The organism is Sulfitobacter guttiformis (assembly GCF_003610455.1).
Taxonomy (GTDB): Bacteria; Pseudomonadota; Alphaproteobacteria; order Rhodobacterales; family Rhodobacteraceae; genus Sulfitobacter; species Sulfitobacter guttiformis.
Genome location: NZ_RAQK01000001.1, coordinates 2,525,315 through 2,542,639, shown reverse-complemented (window position 1 = coordinate 2,542,639; position 17,325 = coordinate 2,525,315). Strand labels below are relative to the sequence as shown.

Below are 17,325 nucleotides of genomic sequence, written 5' to 3'. Positions count from 1 at the left end.
TTGCCTCACAGCAACGCAGCACAGGTTGGCGGATACTCCGGAATACGCACTTATTGGCTTATCGGAGCCCAAATCGCAGTGATTGCCTTTCTTTGCACCTCAGCGATGCTTCAAGCCAATTGTGTCAGACAGCTTACTCTTAGCACCTCACTTTCTGCTTTCGACGAAGCGTTCGCGCCACCACCATTCAGGGTGCTCCCTGCGTACAAAGTCTACAAGTTTTTCGCGCAAGCGCATTTCAATTACTCTGGCTGTCGAAGGATCTGGAGCCATCGCGAAGAACTCAACCGTCATCCCGTTCGACGAATGGCAGGTAACATATGTCACGACTTCATCGTGTTCGATCACGTTGGGATCACTTTTGGCGATTGCCTCAAATTTCTCGCGTAGCACAGCCACCTCTGCCATCGGATCAAGAACAAGTTGGATCGTACAGAGCATGCGTTCATTGACGACTGACCAGTTCTTGAAGGGATAGGAAAGAAAATATTTGACCGGTACTATGATCCGTCTTTCGTCCCATGTACGCAGCCTTATGAACGTGAAGTAAATGGATTCGACGATACACCAGTCACCTTCATATTGTATGCTGTCGCCAATCCTCACAGGCTTCGCAATTGCAATCTGCAGGGAGGCTACGATATTCCCGAGCGTTGTTTGACCGGCAATACCGAGGATGACCGTCAAGACACCTGCGGAAGCAATCAATGTAAGACCCATGTCGGCAAGAATGTCGAACTGCATCAATACAAAAACAAGTGAGAAGCCGACCGTGGCCACCAAGATGATCCGCCGGATAGCATACATCGACGTGTGGAACTCCCGTTCAGACGAGCTGGGCGCATCATAATCGTCGCCCAGATAGCGGCGGGTCACATGGTCGATCAGCGCATCAATTCCGCGCAGCGCGGCAAGACTGAAACCAACAACAGACAGCATTACCAACGCTGGTGTGATGACTGCGATGACCGGTCCTGAAAGGGAAACTATGAAGCCCAGAAGCCAGTATGCTGCTATCGATGCTGTCACCAGCGACAGCGGTAAAGACGCGCGTTCGAATGCGTGACTCAGCACGCGACGATTGGATATATATTTGCCGAGGCCGACAAGTTTCGACGTAAGCATGCCGACACACACGACAGCACCCAACAGCAATGGGAGGGCGATCCATTCCCAAAGATTCAACCAGCCGAATCTTGCTTTTAACGCGCCCGGAATGTGGCTCTCAAAGGCTCTTGGACCAAAAGCATCGTAGAGGACATCAATATTATCGACAGTTTCTCGAGAGAAAAGCCAGACAGGGTCGCCAAATTCGCCGTCAGGGGATTGTGCTGCGTAGCGGGAGAGACGAATAGCGTAGACTTGGCCATCCACGTCGAGATCTTCTAGAAAGTAGTCTCGCCGAGGCTCCGAAAGTGCCTGACCTTCCGCGCGGTCGGTCGTTCGCGCGGAAGGGTCAGCCGGAATGCTCGACCAGTTGATCCGGAGCTTGCGGTCGAAGATAGACGCAAGTTCGGACACAAGCTGCGAACCAAGAGCCTGTTGTTCTTCCTTTGGGATTTCCGACAGATTCATCAGGTGTAAGGCAGCTGAAAGATCGCCCTTTTCAATTAGCTCAAGAAAGCTTCTGAGCGCGGCGCGTGGGGAGCTCCGATCCACATCTTTCGACGGCGCTTCAAGACCTGAATTGATGGTTTCCGTTTCATACCAGAGCGCTGTGTCCTCTTGTGCCGTAAGGAAATCAGGTGTCGCCAGCGTAGCCGCGACACATAGGGCGATAATTGACAGTAAGCGTTTTATGTAAGACGGGACCGGGCTCACTAAGACAGACCGGATTGATCGGACATCAGTTAAGGGATGATTTATTCCGACATTTTCCAAGTGGGTCGCCCTCTATTGAAGATAGATGGTGTTTCGTGGATCGTCCTGATTTGACCGAAGACCTTTAGCTTCATTTCAAGCTACAAGTTCTCAACTGTGACAGAAATTATGTTTTTTTGGTGTTTCCGCATATTGTGTTGGTCAACTATGCGGAACTTAGCTTCTGTTATAACCTCTTCATCAGAAGGCAAATTTGGTGGACAATGGGGACATTCATGGGACATGATTGTAGTTCTTAGGTCGCTGTTGTTCGGCAAGGCTGTCAGAAACTAAAACGGGCAGAACTGATCGAAATCAGGATTGGCGGGCCATCTTCGCATATTCATGCGGAAATCTCACGCCATAGGATTATTCACGCCCCTGCCCCAAGATACTAATAAGCGCCATTAGCGGCCTGTCGGCAATTTCTGCATATCCAGATTGCCCTCAACCTCTTCAATTGCGAGTAGCTACTCTGAGCACAATATATACGTGGTAACGCCTTCCTCGATGAGAAGATCGAAATGGGGCTCGTGACCATTCTGGCACAGGCAGACAGCTGGATTAAGAACGGGCAGAAAACCGAGTTGATCTGGGATGAGGGGTGTCCTCATGAAGGCTGGCTCGAACTCTGCCTGCCAGACCACCTTGCCGCTTTGCAGCAGGCCTGCGTTCCTGTGCATCAATTTCGAGACCTGCTGCGTGAGGCTCTTAACGTGGCCGCAGCTGCTGAAATTATTGATCGTTTCAATCGGTAGAAAGTCCATTAGATTGGCGCCAATAAAATTCCAAACAAAAGTAGGGAGGGGCGGTTTCAATGTGAGATCGGCCCTCCCTAATTGTAGCTAATCGACTGACAGAATGGCGCTGATAAGTGCCCTTCGACATCCGAACACTGGGCTCAATATTTTCTTGAGCCGACAGGTTTCGTCAACCAATCAGATTTTCTATATTATCGCGCACCAGAAATGCGGGATTCTATATCACTCATAGTCCACCGGGACGAGCCTTTAAGCTTCAAAGGTTTTGGAAATGATCCGTCATCAATGTCACGATAAATGCTTGCTTTGGAGCGTTGAAGAAGCATGCAAACATCTTTGATGGTGAGGAGTGGTTTTACGTCGAACATATAGTTCCCTTTCACATTGGCTATGAAAAGGATTTTGGTCTATTTTCCGATATCGAAATTTGGTTTGATAGCAAGTTTTGGAATTTCCTCGCTTAAGATAGCTTCCTGAAAAGTTCGACTGAAGCTTGAAACGCCCTTCGATAACATGCGTGTCTAATCAAAAATATATGAAAATAACTTGGACGTTGACCGGTTCCGCACGATGATATTTGTAAGTTCTTAGATCGAATAACGAACAAAACCTGAGTGTAGCCCCAATGTAATCCCAAAGCGGGTTACGGATACAAACTAAACCCAAAGGATAAATAAAGTATGATATATCAAATACTTAAATGGTGCCCAGGGGCGGAATCGAACCACCGACACGAGGATTTTCAATACAGATGGCTGTATATAAGTCATATTTTGCAGTGGTTTACTGTGCAAAAATTTTAGTGTGCGTAAAAGTGTGTTTTTGGATATTCGCTCTAAAGACTGTGTTCAACACAGTGTTTACAACACTAACGCAAACACAGTGAATGGACAGCCGGAAATCACCCAAACAGCAAACACGCAGGACAACGCACTTACCTAAGCATGCCTTCATCCAAACGCTGCATCGCCTCTTTCGCATTGCCTCAATTTATACACCCGCACCATTTTCAGGCTGAAACGTCAGCAAACGAAATGCTCGGGATCATGCCCAGCTAGGAAATATTAAATATATCTCCAAAATCGCAGGCATTGCAGCCTTCCCACTTTGGCTAATCAGAGTGCCTATATCACCGAACATCCAGCGGACTGAAGAGTTTCAAAAACGCCCTCAAAGTCAGAAGGCTTCCGCGTGGGATCTCCCGGATCACCATTCGGGACGTAGATCACCGTCCCTGCTCGGGCGCGCGTAAGCAAAACGCGATATGTGTTGACTCGATACTGTTTGGCATCTTCTTTCTTAAGGACTTGCCAGTTGGGCGCGCGCATTTTCCGCGGCAGCCAGTTTCTGTTTTCCCAGATCAAGTCATTGCCCCAGCATAAGCCAGCGTAATCAATCTCAAGCCCTTGGCAGACGAATTCAGACAGTGGAGTCTCAAGTGAGTTTGATGACCGAAAATCGCCGTTCGGCTTCAAAAACCAATGCACAACCGCTCCGAGGTCATCAGATCGTGGAGAAGCAGGGATGCCATCGGCGATGAGCCTAGTTGCTCCACTACTCGCGAGAAGCCCAACCCGCTGTTCACCTCTTCTGCGAAGACTTAGCCATTCTTTCATCTCTGCAAGATCGCGGGTGACTAACGCAGGAGGGCTTTCCATTTCAGCCGCAATTGACGCGGCACTTTCAATATCCCCTTCGAGCAGCGCAGCAACCCAACTACCATGAAGATGGTTCCTATGGGCTCTGAGGTTTGTTTGAAGATGAAGTTCAGGTTCCAGATTGATAGCAACATCCGCGCCGTTTGCGATGTCCAACAGCCCGATTAAGCCTTTCCGTTCTCTTAATGCGATTTCCGAAATGTGGGCTGTCCACTCTTGCGATTTTGCGAGCGCCTCGCCCCACAGCATCAAGCCACCTTCGCCGCGGTTAATCTCCTGGCCCGGACCAACCAAACATACCAAGCAAGCCCAAGGCAGTCGCCCCATAATCTCTAGGAACAGCTCAGGTTCGGATTTAGCGCGTCCAAGAAGCTTGAGTCCGGTGTCAGCATCCCAAGCCCGTTGCGCTTCATCAAACACGATGATGTTCTCGGGTGGATCTGAGTCTGGAGCTGCGTGGTCCTTCAGATAGCCCAATAGTGTTTGAAGTGCCTGTTGGGATTGTCGCTTGGCTTCCGGCGCTTTGACTCCGAGACGTTTTCGCGCATCCTCAGCAATGGCAGCCTGGAGGACAAACACCAATGGTCTGTTGCCGCTCAGTAAAGCGGCGGGTTCGTTAGCATCGCGTCCAGTACTTCCTGAAAACACCATGTCCAAACCCAAGAGAGTTTTCCCAGACCCAGGCTCTCCAGTAACAAAGCAAATAACTTTCTTTCCGTGTATCCGTGCATCATCAGCAATCGCCTTCAGACGCGCCGCTGTTCGCTCCAAGGATTCAGCCGCAGCATCTGAACGCCCGATCTCTTTGACCGTATGACCCGAATAAAGTCCACGCGCTGCTGTAACGATATCTGGCGTGGGGCTGTAAGTCGCCGCATCGTAAGCGCGCCAATCAATCTGATTTGGCTCAGCTTCCTCCGCAATTAATTCAATAGCTCTAGCAAGCTGTAGCCCATTAACGAGCAAGCATTGACTAACCCCTTCGATAATTTCGATTTGTGTTCTGTCACGTTGAAGAGCCGCCTTGTCCGCACACAGTATTGGGATGATTGTGCGATTGTGGCTAGCTGCATGGAAGTCGCGGAGACAGAGGGCATAATCAACCGCCTGATCTATATCACCAGATCCAAAACTTGCCGATCCGATCTTAAATTCGATACAAGCTATGCAATCACCAATCAGGATAACGGTGTCGATACGTCTGCCCAACCGTAGAAGAGGCAGCTCTAGCAAGATCCCCCAATCTGAACACTGCGGGTCAGTCAGTGCTTCTTTGAGTAGGCCAATCTGTGTCCGCCAAGCGCGAATTTGATTACCTTCATTTCCGCTGTGCTCAGATCCAACCCGTATCGCAAGTTGCCCAACAATCTCTTCTGTCGAAAGCAGCAAAAACTCTTCTACCCTCGCCGCATAATATGACTTAGTGCTCATTGCTGCCCATTTTTATTTATTTGCTAGACTGAGGATACGCCGCTTTTCATAAGCTACAAGCGGTGATGCCTCTCCATGTTGGGTCTAGCCTCATCATTGCCACTACCAACGCTTACAAACTGCGCCGGGAAACCGCCTGCTGCGCTGTAGCGTCCCGAAAGCGACTATTGATACCACCTGCGGCACAATAAAGTGGTAAATGATTGCTATGCGGGGCAAAGCTATCGTTGGAAAGTATCAAGTATTCTATGCCATTACGTGCCTATGGATGATCAACTCAAAACTGCCCACGCCCACTCTTCTCACCACCGCTCTGAGATTGAAGCCAGCTCCCAATGCGGCTGTTTCAATTGCTGCTCGGTATTCGCACCTACAGAGATCGATCAATGGTGTCATGATGAGCAAACCGCGATATGCCCGCGTTGTAGTATTGATTAAGTCATTGGCGATGCTTCAAATCTCTTACTGCAAGATATGGAGTTCCTTAAGCGCATGAAGGACTACTGGTTTTAGATCGTCGTTCAACTAAGGGCTCACTCTTACCGTGTCTCGCTTCACAGCATTGTGGTGGTTCGACCCAGTTCGAGGCGATGCTTCCGGCCCGTAGCCGCCGTCCGGGCATTGCCTAGAATGATGCGATGCAGCAAGCTAGAGTAGACATTCGCTCCATTAAAAAGTGATATTGGTGTTTGATCGACTCAGCGATACTTGCTCGACAATCCCGAGGCATTTGTCACTATAACCTGAAACCTATTAGCATTTCAGAAAGGAACTTGGATTGGATATCGAAGAAGAATTCCGAGAGTTTTTGGTGAACGTTCCACGAAAAGCCGGTCAACTAAAATTGGACGGAACGCCGCGTAAAATGGCGGAACTTGACCCAATTCTTCAAACTCGAAATCATGCAATAATCTTGGACTATTATGGGTTTGGCGCAGATGATCAGATCATGCCAACTTATGAAGCGCTCGGACAAAATTATGGAGAGCTTACCCGTGAGCGTGTCCGCCAACTTATAGAGCGCAACTATCGCGATCATCTTGATGGCCCGCTTCCTATCGCGAAAATGGTAGACGCGGTTATCACCCAACGAGACTTTTGGTTGGAGCCGGATTTGCTACAACAACTACAAACAAAAAGCTTGATTGGGAATTTCCCGACACTGGTGGGGATAATTGACTACCTCAGAAGCCAAGGGCTTTCCGAGGGCTACACAGTTTGCCACGCGAACTTGGAAAAGGTTACCAGAAACAGCTATTCAAAGCACGAGGCACGGGTAATTTGTAACGAATCAAAGCTGAGGTCGCTGAAGAAACATCTTAAAGCCGCTTATAAAGTTCCGGGTTTGGTCGGCTTGGGAAAACTGAGCTATGTCAAAGGCCCCAAGACCACCGAAGATTTCAAAGTTTTAAAAGATCTCATTGTATTGAACGAGCAAACATGGAGTGCAGTGGAGGGGGAAGATCTCTGGTATATTTTCGAAAATTCGGATGGGAACAGCTTAATTAATGCTGCTGAAAAAGTTTTCTCAATCGTTGAAAGCATTGGAGTGGACCACCTCACTGAAATGCTGTCGCATTCCTTGCGTCGACGTGCTGCAAATACGGAATTTCCCAGCGAGAGCTTAATTCGCACGTGGATTATGCAATCACGTCACTTCGTCGTTGAAGATGGATTAGCCAGCTTCAAAGGTACTCCCGGAGAGTTAGGTGACGGAGAAGATATCCTATGCAATATCATGCGTGGAAGGGGGGCAATACCTACACCTGAAGTCACAAAATCTCTGGTGGCAGAGGGGCTGGGTTCTGCCAATATTGGAAAGCTAATATTCAACTCGCCACTATTGTTTATTGATAAAAAAGGTGGGCGTGGAAATTACTTGGTGACACTGGCATCCGATCTTGCTTTTGATCAGAATTCGACAAATGAAAAAAGGTATGATCGCTTCAAGGATCGGCTCTCAAAAATTGGTAATACTGATCAAGCCTCTATTGGGACTAGGAGGCGAGAACAGTCAATTCTTGCTGATTGGATATTTGGCCAAAAGAATAAGCGACGATGTGCAATTTGCCAACGGAAATATTCCAGAAATGCATTAGTTGTCGCCCACAAAAAGAAACGCAGCCAATGCAGCGATAGTGAACGCCTCGATCCGCACATTGTGTTCCCACTATGTATATTCGGTTGTGATTATCTATACGAACACGGCTTTTTGACGATAGTTGACGGGCAAGTTCAAAGCGGTAATACAGGCCTTAGCAAGACCGAAAGAAGTGCCGTAGGTGCGCTAGTTGGTGTTAGGCTAAAACCTCGCTGGGCCACCGGCCGCCCCGAGTATTTTTGCAATGGATAGAGTGAGTACTAGATACCAGTCATCGTATAAAACGGGCGGTAAGATTTCGAATTTAGGGTTGGTTAGCCAGCATTCAACCGTAAGCCCGCTTTGTCTCTTAGTCGATCAGAATTTCCACATGCAGCGAATGTCCGGTTTCCGACCTCGGTGTCCGATGCTGAGATCAACCTTGCGGTTTGAGTGATCGACATCCTGAAAGCTGCAAAACCATCTCTGGCATACCTCTCAGTCAGATGGTCGACAAATTTCTCGTCGCACTTCCCCCTGCCCTTTTCCTGACGAAACCACCCAGATCTTCACATGCAGCGCAGCGCATCCGTTGTTCGCTACACTGAGTGCAGGCTGGTATCATCAGACGCACACAAGACCAGCACAGCGTGCGTACGACGTCTTTAGCTTTGCTCGTCAGGCTTGCTCTTGTTAAACGGCTGAGCCTTTTGCTTCCTGCTACGAGGTTTCTTTGCAATGACTGGTTTTGGTATGGGCAGCTGGCGGGGCTTAGCAATGCGCCACTGCCCTACTACTTCACTGACTAGCACTGCGCGCAAAACCAGAGTTGGGGGATACAAAATCACCAGCTTGAAACGATAAGTACTTCCCTAGAAAAATCCGCGCAGCAAGATTTGGGGACTGCAGAACCCATTTCAGGAAGCCGATCATGCCGACATTCTGCTTGGCGCTTGCCAAACGGCTCGAACTTGCTGCGCCAACGCTTCATCACACAGCCTTTTGAGATCATCAAAGCGCACCACCCAAAACAGATGGGGCTCTATGTCACTGTTCCGCAGTTGATCCGCATAGAATCCCAACTTGTTGCTGCACACAGCTAGCGCTTCAACGCTGGGCTCAATTCCATGGTAGCGCAGCGTTCTGATATACCCCTCGCTTCGCCCCAGCCAGCAACGGCAAAACTCTGGTGTGTTCTGTACTGCCCCTGACTGGATCAGCTCGTCACGAAGGTGTTCAAGTAGCTTTATGGTCATTGCGTCTCTCCAAATTCTCTCACGTTCATAGGTATTTATCCGAACGCGAAGACGATCTTCGGTTGCTCTGAGCCTTGGTCAGAAAATAACGTAAGAAAAAGGAGATGCAGATGCCAACTTATTCCCCGCGCATGAAACTGTGCGCAACATGCGAACGCTGGGGCGGAGCACGTAAGCTCGATCCAACCCGTACTTTTGTTACCACTGCTTCATCCGGCACCAAGGGCGAATGTTTAGGTGGCGCACATAATAGGCAGCAAGTTCAAGCCCTCGCTACCTGCGCTGCATTTGGCAAATGGCCCGCCCTTCGCAAATAGTTCCACATCGAAAGCTTTCTTACTCCGGTAACATCGCAGAATTATTTGGTGCCTTGAGCCATGACACTCGATAGGCGCAGACTATGATGCAGCAGCAATGTTAAACACTGTGTTACCAACATAGCGGGAACCAGAGCATCCGAGGTGCCCTTAAAACGCAGAAAGCTCAGCGCACGGCGTCTAAGTCTAAGCCGTGGACTGCCGCCTGTTCTGTCAGATCAGCATTAGAACGCTTATGACGAGATGACCTGTAACGTGCGTCTTTAAAATCACTGCTGTGGAGTTTCTTCCATTGCCGTTCAGCCATGTCAGCCGCGCGCAATTCTTGGGATTTGGAAGTGACAGGAAATATGCCCTTACCCACCCATTCGATCAATAGCGTGGCTTGATTCAATGCGCGACTAGCAGCTGAAGCGTTGGCTGATTTGTTCGCTGTATCAGTATTATCAGCCCTTGCAGCCAATCCAGCTTCCACCGCAATTTCTGCAAGCGGCATTTCAGGATGTGACTTACGCAAAATCCATGCTCGATACGTTTTTTCAAGAGCAGTCAGTACAGGCTTCGTAAACACCGGATATCGTGCCTCATAATCTGGATTCACATGTTGCCGCTGTTTTGCTTGCCGCAAATATGCCCGCACCTCCTCGATGGATTTGTCTAAATCCTGATGTACAGGAATCTGCAAATAAATGTTGGCATCATGAATCGGTACTCGCCTACCATCTGATAGTTCCACGCCATGGTTGACCTCGTTGGAAGTGAGTGCCCTGACACTGTGCTCAGCAACCTCACAGAACAGATGACGCCCAGTCAAAATCCACCAACGCAAAAAACCAACTTCAGTCACGGAGCCAAATTCCGAACGGACGTTCATATTTAGCTTCCAATCTTGATTTGCAATCAGCATCTCAATCTCAGAGCTATCACCATGCAGAGCTTGATGCTCTCGTAAGAAAAGCCACCAATAATAATAGACTGAGCATTGCCAAGGTGCTGCGCCTGAAAATGGCGGATTTGGAAGTTTCTCGCTGCTCGTATCGTTTCGAAACGCCTGCGGCGGAGCGTATCGGAAGTACACAACATCCAGATCACGCAAGTGCTTTTGGTACATCAAGTGTTTCCATTCAAAAATGATGACTGCCGCAGCATTGGCAACACTAACCTCAGGTGAATGCCGCCAAACGCCCATTGAGCGGCAATGTGAGATGTTTCCTAAGTCGGCGCAACACCGTGTCGGCAGAACATGAGCAAAAGGAAACTTAACATGACTACAAGACTTGAAGACAAAAACGTACACGATCTGAGCAACGCCATCGAAGCCCTTGCAGCACAGCACCGCAGATGGGAGGCAGGCACTTATGCTGCGAGTAACGCTGAACTTTACGCGCTCCTCGGCTCCACGCTCGACTTCTTCATCAAAGTCCGCAGAAATCTAGATCACTGCAAAGCCATCAACCGATTGATGGACATCTACAAGCTCACCCACAATTCCCAGACAAGTTTAGCCCTGAAGGTTGTTCGTCTCGTATTTGTGGGAACTGATCGCCAAAACAAGATCGAAAACCGCGCTTTTGTCTATTGCCGCGTAATTGAAGTTGCTGCCGGAGAAGGCATCATCGGCTCCGAGCTTCCCCAGTACATTGTTGACAACCACGGCATCGATGAAATCCGGCGTAAGATGCCTTTGAGTTCGTCTGATACTAAGTCAACACATATGGCACGCGAATTTGCAGAAGCAATGCTGGCAGATCAGGCGGAGCTCTTTCCAGTCACAATGGGTGACGGACTTCAGCCAGTTGATGGCGCTCGGTTCAGTCTCGCCCTTGTGCGCAAGAATGACGACGGCACAGGCAGCATTGTGTTTGGCACAAATAACATGGCTGCCGTCAACAACGTCCTCAATATCGCAGGAAAAGCGCTCAAAGCAAATGTTGTCAAAAGAGTTGAACGCAGTGTTGCTGAGGCTGACGCAGATCAGCGAGCACTGAACCTTCAGCAGCTGATGCAAAGCCTACCTGCGCCAAAGGTTTTTCAACCTGAATTGCAGCTGCCTGAAACCGTTACTCTCACGCAACCTGTCACAGCTTAACCCCTCAACTCCAATAGTAGGCAGCGTTGTGCTGCCTACATCATCTCAAATTTAGAAAGAAAATTAACCATGAATTTCGAACAAAGAAACCGCCCAACATCCTTGCGTGACGTCATGTTCAAGAGTGCTGCTGTGGAGCAAACGCTTGAAGACTACGCAAAAAACAAGATCAACAAGCATCTTCTGCTGTATGGGCCAAAAGGTACTGGCAAAAGCGTAACGGCACAGATTGTCCTAAACGCGAGGGTAGGAGATACTGCGTTTAATGATCCCTTTCATGCCAATAGCTATGAAGCAGACTCTGATAGCTTTCAGAAAGTGATGAACTCTTGGCAAATGCAAACTTTGCTGGGCGCGCATACTGGATGCGTCATCTTTGATGAACTAGATCAGTTCTCGATGCCAATGCAGAAACGGTTCCGTGCTTTTATCGACGAGCACCAAGGTGGCATCGTAATTGCGACTACCAATAACCTCCATCTCATTGATGCGCCGCTCAAAGATCGCTTTCGCTGCTTACATGTCGACTACCCTAGCTCAGAACAATGGGCGTACCGCGTCATGAACATCTTCAACGCAGAAGGCTTTACAGTAACACATGAACAAGCATGCGTTCTGCTTCAGGGTTTTGACCAAAGCGGGCGCAACCTCAACGATTGGGTGGAGGATTATATACTTAAGCTAAAGTCAGCCGCGGTGTCGCTGGTGACAAATCAGCAGTCAGCTCAGCCATCTGCGACAAAGCCAAGCCTTACCGCGCAAGCTGTTGCAGGTACTATCAAAAAGGTGATTAAATGATGCAACGCCGCAAACTGCTTCTTGAAATCCTCAACATCAAACAATTAGTCGATATCCGTGTCATAGAAGCTCTCAAACGTCTCGAACAAATTGACGGCTTGGTGCAATGGTACGAAGGGCTAAATCCGTTTCCTCATGTGAAAGAGCTTGCAGAGGGCGAACTCAAGCAATCGCTCGAAGCTGCTGCACATCATCAGATGACGGAATCCGAGTTTAGCGCATTCAAGCGTCAGTGGGATCAAGCGACCCCACTCGAACAGCGTCGTTATCTCTGTGAGCTTGCGGGGCTGTCATACCCTTCTGCTGTCATGGATTTGGAAGACTAAACTGCGCACATAATCAAAGACTAAAAGCCGTCAGCAGCAATGCTGGCGGCTTTTTGCCATGCATCAAGCTGTGGGCAAACACTGTGTCGCGACCTTAGTGCGCAACACAGGCTGTTCAGATTTGTTCGCCCCACAGTCTTTGCCTGAAACAAGCGCCTTTTTCTGTCTCGTTGATAAATACATGGGAGAGGAATGTAACACCAATGGAGCAACACAAACGCGAAAGAGCAGCTTTGATGGATCATCTGCTGTCGAAAGATTGGAATGTTTTTGGCACGTTGAAGTTCATCGATGGACGCACCATCGGCAGACACAGCGCAACCAAAGTATTGCGTTCATACTGGAACAAAATTGATCGTGTGTTCTTCGGCAAAGCTGCTGAGCGACAAGCGGTTCGGGTTCCGCGCTGGTGTTTCGCTCATGAAGGTTCTGACAGTGAAAACTATCATGTCCATTTTGCTTTGCTCGCCCCCATCGCAGACATCGAACATACATGCTGTGTATTAAACGCCGTATGGACGCAGCATCATTACCAGACAGCGCCGCTTGGCAAAAACTGGATCATGCCGCTTCTACACAAAAAGGCTGCCACCAACTATCTTACAGGTGAGTATTGGCAACTGGGCGGGGAAACGCTGTTGGACGATCTGTGTTGGGACCGAACATCTGCCAACACTTTGGCTGAATACCAACATGATGCACAGCAGGCACGCATATTAAGGGCAGCCAGCCCACTCTGGCTTAACGACGCGAAACAGGCACTAGCGGCTCAACAGGCTAGGTATCAGCTACCCGACGAACATTGATGATGCAGCGCGGCTAAGCCCCTGCACGCAAACAGTTCTCGTACAGATAAGTGGATTGCATGTCTTAGGTAAAATCCTTGGCAAATCAATACTCACGAACAAATGCTCAAACAACAAATGTTCAAAGAGCAACTGTTCAAACAGCAATACGTGAAGCAGTACATACACTTAACAGACATAAAACAGCGTCAATGGTTCATACCGTTAGACGCTTTTTTTGTGAGCGTAGGTTCGGTGCAGTATCAATATAGAGTAATAAATTCAGATACTTGGATTAGATTTCGGTCGTCCAAGCCCAAAGATGATCATACGCTTTAACTGTCAACAAGCAGCAAGGAGCGCATATGACACATCTAGAAAAGCTAACGTTCAAATCGGTCACTCGGAACACCAAACGTGATCCTGTGATAGCCCGACGTGAAAAACTGATGGCTGGGCTGAAAGAGCAAAAGCTGGTTTATGCCGCTGCACTCAAAGGCGAAGATCACCGCGTTGAGAAATCCAAATGGATGCAAAATGAGCTGGGCGAGCGCGTACTGACAAAAGCAATGCGCGGCGTGCGTCCGTGGTTCTTTGAACAGGACAACGGTTGGTATGTGCAGTGCCGCTACGGGGCACGTGTGGTTGCGGCAGATGGCAGCAACAATGCTGTGTTCGTCAAAACACTCAAAGACGTGGGCGCGGTGTTGGATGCCTTCATGTCGGCAGCTGGTGCAGGTGAACTGGATCAAGCCATCAGTAAAACAGCTGAACGTGCACCAAGCCTCAAGCCCGGAGCGGCAAAGGCGTCCGCAAATGCATGATGCAGACGCCATCGAAATAGCAGCACTTAATGATCAGGCTCGGCGCACATTTGCGGGATGCCGAGTTATGATCACCCAAGGAGTGCAAGCGCTGGGTGAGGCGTCAGTTGCTGACGTTCTACAGGCAGTTCAGAACTTCGACGCGTTCACAGCTGACAATGATCCATATGGCGAACATGACTTCGGACAAATAACGCACCAAGCACATTCAGTGTTCTGGAAATTCGACTATTACGATTTGGATTTGACGATGCACAGCCCTGCCCCTTCAGACCCAGCTGTCACTGCGCGAGTGCTGACGGTGATGCTGGCTGACGAATACTAAGCAGGTTTAGACTGGCTCGTTACGTTCAGCTATGCCAAGATTCTGCATGATTGAATTTCGCCAGCTGCCTGATGATCATCCTGACCTTGCCTCCTCACCGTTGCTGCGGGCAGCATTGCTGACTTTGCGTTACGCCCAAGAACATAATGGAATTGGGCTCACCTCCAACAAAGCCTTCAAGCGCGTGTTCGTTCACTGGGCAGCCGAGCACTTCGATTGGCCTGACATGAGCTACGATGAGCTGTTCAGCGTCAACAAGGTGCTCAACGAATACGATTTCCCGCCCTTGGAACTGCTGCATTTCTTGCTCGTAGAATTAAAGCTGGGGCGGCATTACAAAGGACAGTTCAAGATCACCAAACGTGGCGCTGAACTGCTTGCCCATCCAGCTCAGCTAGTTGATGCCTTAATACCGTTTTACCTCATGAACATGGATCACAGCAGTTACAGCCGCAGCGGCGATCAAGCGGCAGGGAACTGGGACGTTTGGTTCAATGTGCTCAATGTCGAAGCTGAAGATGGCGGTACGGAAGTCGAGCTGTACGAAGTCTTTTATGGAAAACTCAGTAACGAACCGATGGCGTGGCGCGCGACGTCGTCATTCTACTGCTGTGTGCTGCGCCCTCTTTGTTGGGCAGGTTTATTAAGCAGTCAGCAAGACCAAAGCGCGCGACGCTCAGACGCCTCATATTTCAAAACCCAACTTTGGCGTTCTTGGCTAACACTGGACACTGATGACAGTGTCGAGCCTGCGCAGCGTCACTGAGCGCCACCTCAAGTACAAGGCTTTTGCTGGCGCAGAACCACACAGCCCAAAACCTCATACAATACATATTGTATTAGGTTATCGCCTAAGTCATTGAAAAATATAGCATACGGACTTGGCGTGATTTCGGTCGACCAACCGGAACCTCAGACTTTACAGTCAAAGCTAACAAAACGTTATGTTTTTAGGAGTTTTGACATGCGCCAAGCACAGACATTGAACGAGGCGCAGCTGCGTCGTGTTTTACACTACTGCCGCAGTCGGCGTCATCCAGTCCGCGATGAAACGATTGTGATGGTGAGCTTTTACGCTGGGCTGCGCGCCAAGGAAATTGCAGCGCTGACTGTGGGCAACGTGTTTGATGAAGCTGGTGCTGTGCGCAGTCAGTTCATTCTCAGCGCAGAGCAAAGCAAAGGGGGCAAAACCCGCACAGTGTACCTGAACCAGCGGTTGCGCAAATCGCTGAGTGAGTACGGCGAAACAATACGCAGCGCAGATCAAAACAGCCCTCTGTTCGAAAGCCAGAAAGGCGGGCACTTCTCAGGCAACACCATGTGCCAGCTGTTCCTCGACGTATACAAAGCATGCGGGTTGAAAGATGCATCAAGTCATTCGGGGCGGCGCACCTACATTACGCGGCTGGCGAACAAAGGCGTAGGTGTGCGGTTGCTTGCTGAACTTGCGGGGCACAGCCACATATCGACAACGCAGCGCTACATTGATGTGAATTCAGAGCAGCTGAGCCAAGCAGTCGAGCTGCTTTGAATGTTAAGACCGAACCTCAGCGTAAATTGCCACGAACGCCAGTTTAAAACCCCAATATATCAAAGAACCTTATTAAAATAGAGCATTTATAGATGGGTTGACAGAATCGAATGCGATTTTCATGATGAGAAGGTTCTACTGACCCACTTTTATCAATGTAGCCAAACAATTTGTTGTGGTTTTTGAATTTAGGAAATTTTATGCGTCTAGGTATCATCGTTTCGGCAGCAAGCGCGGTGTTGTTAGCACTTGCAGTACCCGCAATGGCTAGCGAGTTGTCCAACTGCGCCTATAAGGGCAACGTTTCTGGGAAAACCGCCACAATATTAGTACAGGGCGGACAGCCTGTGTCATACAAATGGGGAAGCTACAAAGCGAAAAACGTCTCCATGACAGGAAACGTTATATCCATAGATCAAGCAGTTATCGAGAACTTGAAAGTTGGCGCTACTCAAAGCGGCAAAGCAGCATTTCAGGGGAAGTGGCAGTTTAAAGGGCAAGGCCAGGACGTCACTTTTATCTGTGGCTAGTGCTCTAGAACACGATCTTTATCGTCCAGGTGATAGCAAGGCGCTGCTACCAATGAATGCTAGCGAATTTTAAAACCGTCTAATTATAAATTAGGCTGAACATTGAGTTTTTCTGTGAACTCCGAAAAATCTTCAGTCCTGGGCATCTAGATTTTATTACCTAGCCACTGAACTATCGTTCTTATAGTTACGTAAAAGGCTTACCGAATACCTTTAGCGCGGTAGGATATGAAATACACACAGTCATTTTCTTGTCAGGTGCAGCCGACGGAGATATCCGCCCCAACTATAGATGCCCGAAATTTTAGCGGGACTATTTGAAAGTATTTTGAACTTTGCACCATCAATTTGGATCATTTCACCGCGCCGAGAAATATCTGTAGTTGAATAACTATCACCCCAAGTATATTTTACTGGCTGTCCATCAACAACACTTAGAGTTATCAGTTTTCCGGCAAGTGTTTGGCTATATAGTCCGTCTGCCAACGGCTCAGTCGCAGCTGTTTTAATTGGGATTGAATTTGTCTGAGTGGCAGGTATTTTTTCGGCTAGGCTGGCTTTTTCCTGCATAGCGGGGTCGCATCCTGCTACCGCTATCGCCACAGCTATTAAAGAAAAAATGCGCTTTTTCATATCTCACCTATCAAATATTCCAATAGACTATAGAAAGCCATGCCAAAAAGCTTCTTGTCAACATCTTGGAGAACGTCGCCACACCTCTTCTTATCACAAACAGTGATTTTCCGTCTTTCTA

At 48.8% G+C, this 17,325-nt stretch carries 17 protein-coding genes; 11 read left to right on the top strand and 6 right to left on the bottom strand.

Features of this window, described 5'->3' with window-relative positions; translation table 11 throughout:
- Nucleotides 1-147 precede the first annotated feature (147 nt).
- Nucleotides 148-1,821, bottom strand: coding sequence for a mechanosensitive ion channel family protein (locus C8N30_RS12370; RefSeq protein WP_025061284.1), 1,674 nt, complete (start codon nucleotides 1,819-1,821; stop codon nucleotides 148-150).
- A 563-nt stretch (nucleotides 1,822-2,384) separates the two neighbouring features.
- On the opposite strand from C8N30_RS12370, the gene C8N30_RS19200 reads away from it, so the two are divergent.
- Nucleotides 2,385-2,618 carry a hypothetical protein gene (locus C8N30_RS19200; RefSeq protein ID WP_147419695.1) on the top strand — a complete coding sequence of 78 codons (234 nt, stop codon included), beginning with the start codon at nucleotides 2,385-2,387 and terminating at the stop codon, nucleotides 2,616-2,618.
- A 194-nt stretch (nucleotides 2,619-2,812) separates the two neighbouring features.
- On the opposite strand, the gene C8N30_RS12360 is transcribed toward C8N30_RS19200, so the two are convergent.
- Complete coding sequence (locus tag C8N30_RS12360; protein WP_084273550.1) at nucleotides 2,813-2,989, bottom strand: helix-turn-helix transcriptional regulator; 177 nt, start codon at nucleotides 2,987-2,989, stop codon at nucleotides 2,813-2,815.
- A gap of 756 nt (nucleotides 2,990-3,745) precedes the next feature.
- Nucleotides 3,746-5,710, bottom strand: a complete 1,965-nt coding sequence (locus C8N30_RS12355; protein ID WP_025061282.1) for a DNA/RNA helicase domain-containing protein — start codon at nucleotides 5,708-5,710, stop codon at nucleotides 3,746-3,748.
- A gap of 778 nt (nucleotides 5,711-6,488) precedes the next feature.
- Here C8N30_RS12355 and C8N30_RS12345 point away from each other — a divergent pair.
- On the top strand, nucleotides 6,489-8,063 hold the full coding sequence (locus C8N30_RS12345) for a hypothetical protein (protein WP_025061281.1): 1,575 nt from the start codon (nucleotides 6,489-6,491) through the stop codon (nucleotides 8,061-8,063).
- Nucleotides 8,064-8,719: 656 nt separating this feature from the next.
- On the opposite strand, the gene C8N30_RS19955 is transcribed toward C8N30_RS12345, so the two are convergent.
- A complete protein-coding gene (locus C8N30_RS19955; RefSeq protein ID WP_025061280.1) occupies nucleotides 8,720-9,046 on the bottom strand; it encodes a DUF6626 family protein in 327 nt (108 codons plus the stop codon).
- A 483-nt stretch (nucleotides 9,047-9,529) separates the two neighbouring features.
- On the bottom strand, nucleotides 9,530-10,474 hold the full coding sequence (locus tag C8N30_RS12335) for a hypothetical protein (RefSeq protein ID WP_147419694.1): 945 nt from the start codon (nucleotides 10,472-10,474) through the stop codon (nucleotides 9,530-9,532).
- A gap of 132 nt (nucleotides 10,475-10,606) precedes the next feature.
- On the opposite strand from C8N30_RS12335, the gene C8N30_RS12330 reads away from it, so the two are divergent.
- From C8N30_RS12330 to C8N30_RS12285, 9 genes are all read left to right on the top strand, one after another.
- Nucleotides 10,607-11,452 (top strand): hypothetical protein, encoded by an 846-nt coding sequence (locus C8N30_RS12330; RefSeq protein WP_147419693.1) that lies wholly within the window; start codon nucleotides 10,607-10,609, stop codon nucleotides 11,450-11,452.
- Nucleotides 11,453-11,521: 69 nt separating this feature from the next.
- Nucleotides 11,522-12,250: an ATP-binding protein gene (locus C8N30_RS12325; RefSeq protein ID WP_025061277.1), complete on the top strand. Its 729-nt coding sequence runs from the start codon at nucleotides 11,522-11,524 to the stop codon at nucleotides 12,248-12,250.
- On the top strand, nucleotides 12,247-12,576 hold the full coding sequence (locus C8N30_RS12320; RefSeq protein ID WP_025061276.1) for a hypothetical protein: 330 nt from the start codon (nucleotides 12,247-12,249) through the stop codon (nucleotides 12,574-12,576). The genes C8N30_RS12325 and C8N30_RS12320 overlap by 4 nt, the downstream gene beginning before the upstream one ends.
- Nucleotides 12,577-12,779: 203 nt before the next feature.
- Nucleotides 12,780-13,382, top strand: coding sequence for a hypothetical protein (locus C8N30_RS12315; protein ID WP_025061275.1), 603 nt, complete (start codon nucleotides 12,780-12,782; stop codon nucleotides 13,380-13,382).
- Nucleotides 13,383-13,726: 344 nt separating this feature from the next.
- Complete coding sequence (locus C8N30_RS12305; RefSeq protein WP_025061273.1) at nucleotides 13,727-14,185, top strand: hypothetical protein; 459 nt, start codon at nucleotides 13,727-13,729, stop codon at nucleotides 14,183-14,185.
- Nucleotides 14,178-14,510, top strand: a complete 333-nt coding sequence (locus C8N30_RS12300) for a DUF3768 domain-containing protein (RefSeq protein WP_025061272.1) — start codon at nucleotides 14,178-14,180, stop codon at nucleotides 14,508-14,510. Before C8N30_RS12305 ends, C8N30_RS12300 begins: the two co-directional genes overlap by 8 nt.
- 46 nt (nucleotides 14,511-14,556) lie before the next feature.
- Nucleotides 14,557-15,276 carry a hypothetical protein gene (locus C8N30_RS12295; protein ID WP_025061271.1) on the top strand — a complete coding sequence of 240 codons (720 nt, stop codon included), beginning with the start codon at nucleotides 14,557-14,559 and terminating at the stop codon, nucleotides 15,274-15,276.
- Between the two features lie 198 nt (nucleotides 15,277-15,474).
- Nucleotides 15,475-16,041 carry a tyrosine-type recombinase/integrase gene (locus C8N30_RS12290; protein ID WP_025061270.1) on the top strand — a complete coding sequence of 189 codons (567 nt, stop codon included), beginning with the start codon at nucleotides 15,475-15,477 and terminating at the stop codon, nucleotides 16,039-16,041.
- Between the two features lie 200 nt (nucleotides 16,042-16,241).
- A complete protein-coding gene (locus C8N30_RS12285) occupies nucleotides 16,242-16,571 on the top strand; it encodes a hypothetical protein (RefSeq protein ID WP_025061269.1) in 330 nt (109 codons plus the stop codon).
- A gap of 243 nt (nucleotides 16,572-16,814) precedes the next feature.
- Here C8N30_RS12285 and C8N30_RS19195 read toward each other — a convergent pair whose 3' ends face one another.
- Nucleotides 16,815-17,204 carry a hypothetical protein gene (locus C8N30_RS19195; protein ID WP_147419692.1) on the bottom strand — a complete coding sequence of 130 codons (390 nt, stop codon included), beginning with the start codon at nucleotides 17,202-17,204 and terminating at the stop codon, nucleotides 16,815-16,817.
- Nucleotides 17,205-17,325 lie beyond the last annotated feature (121 nt).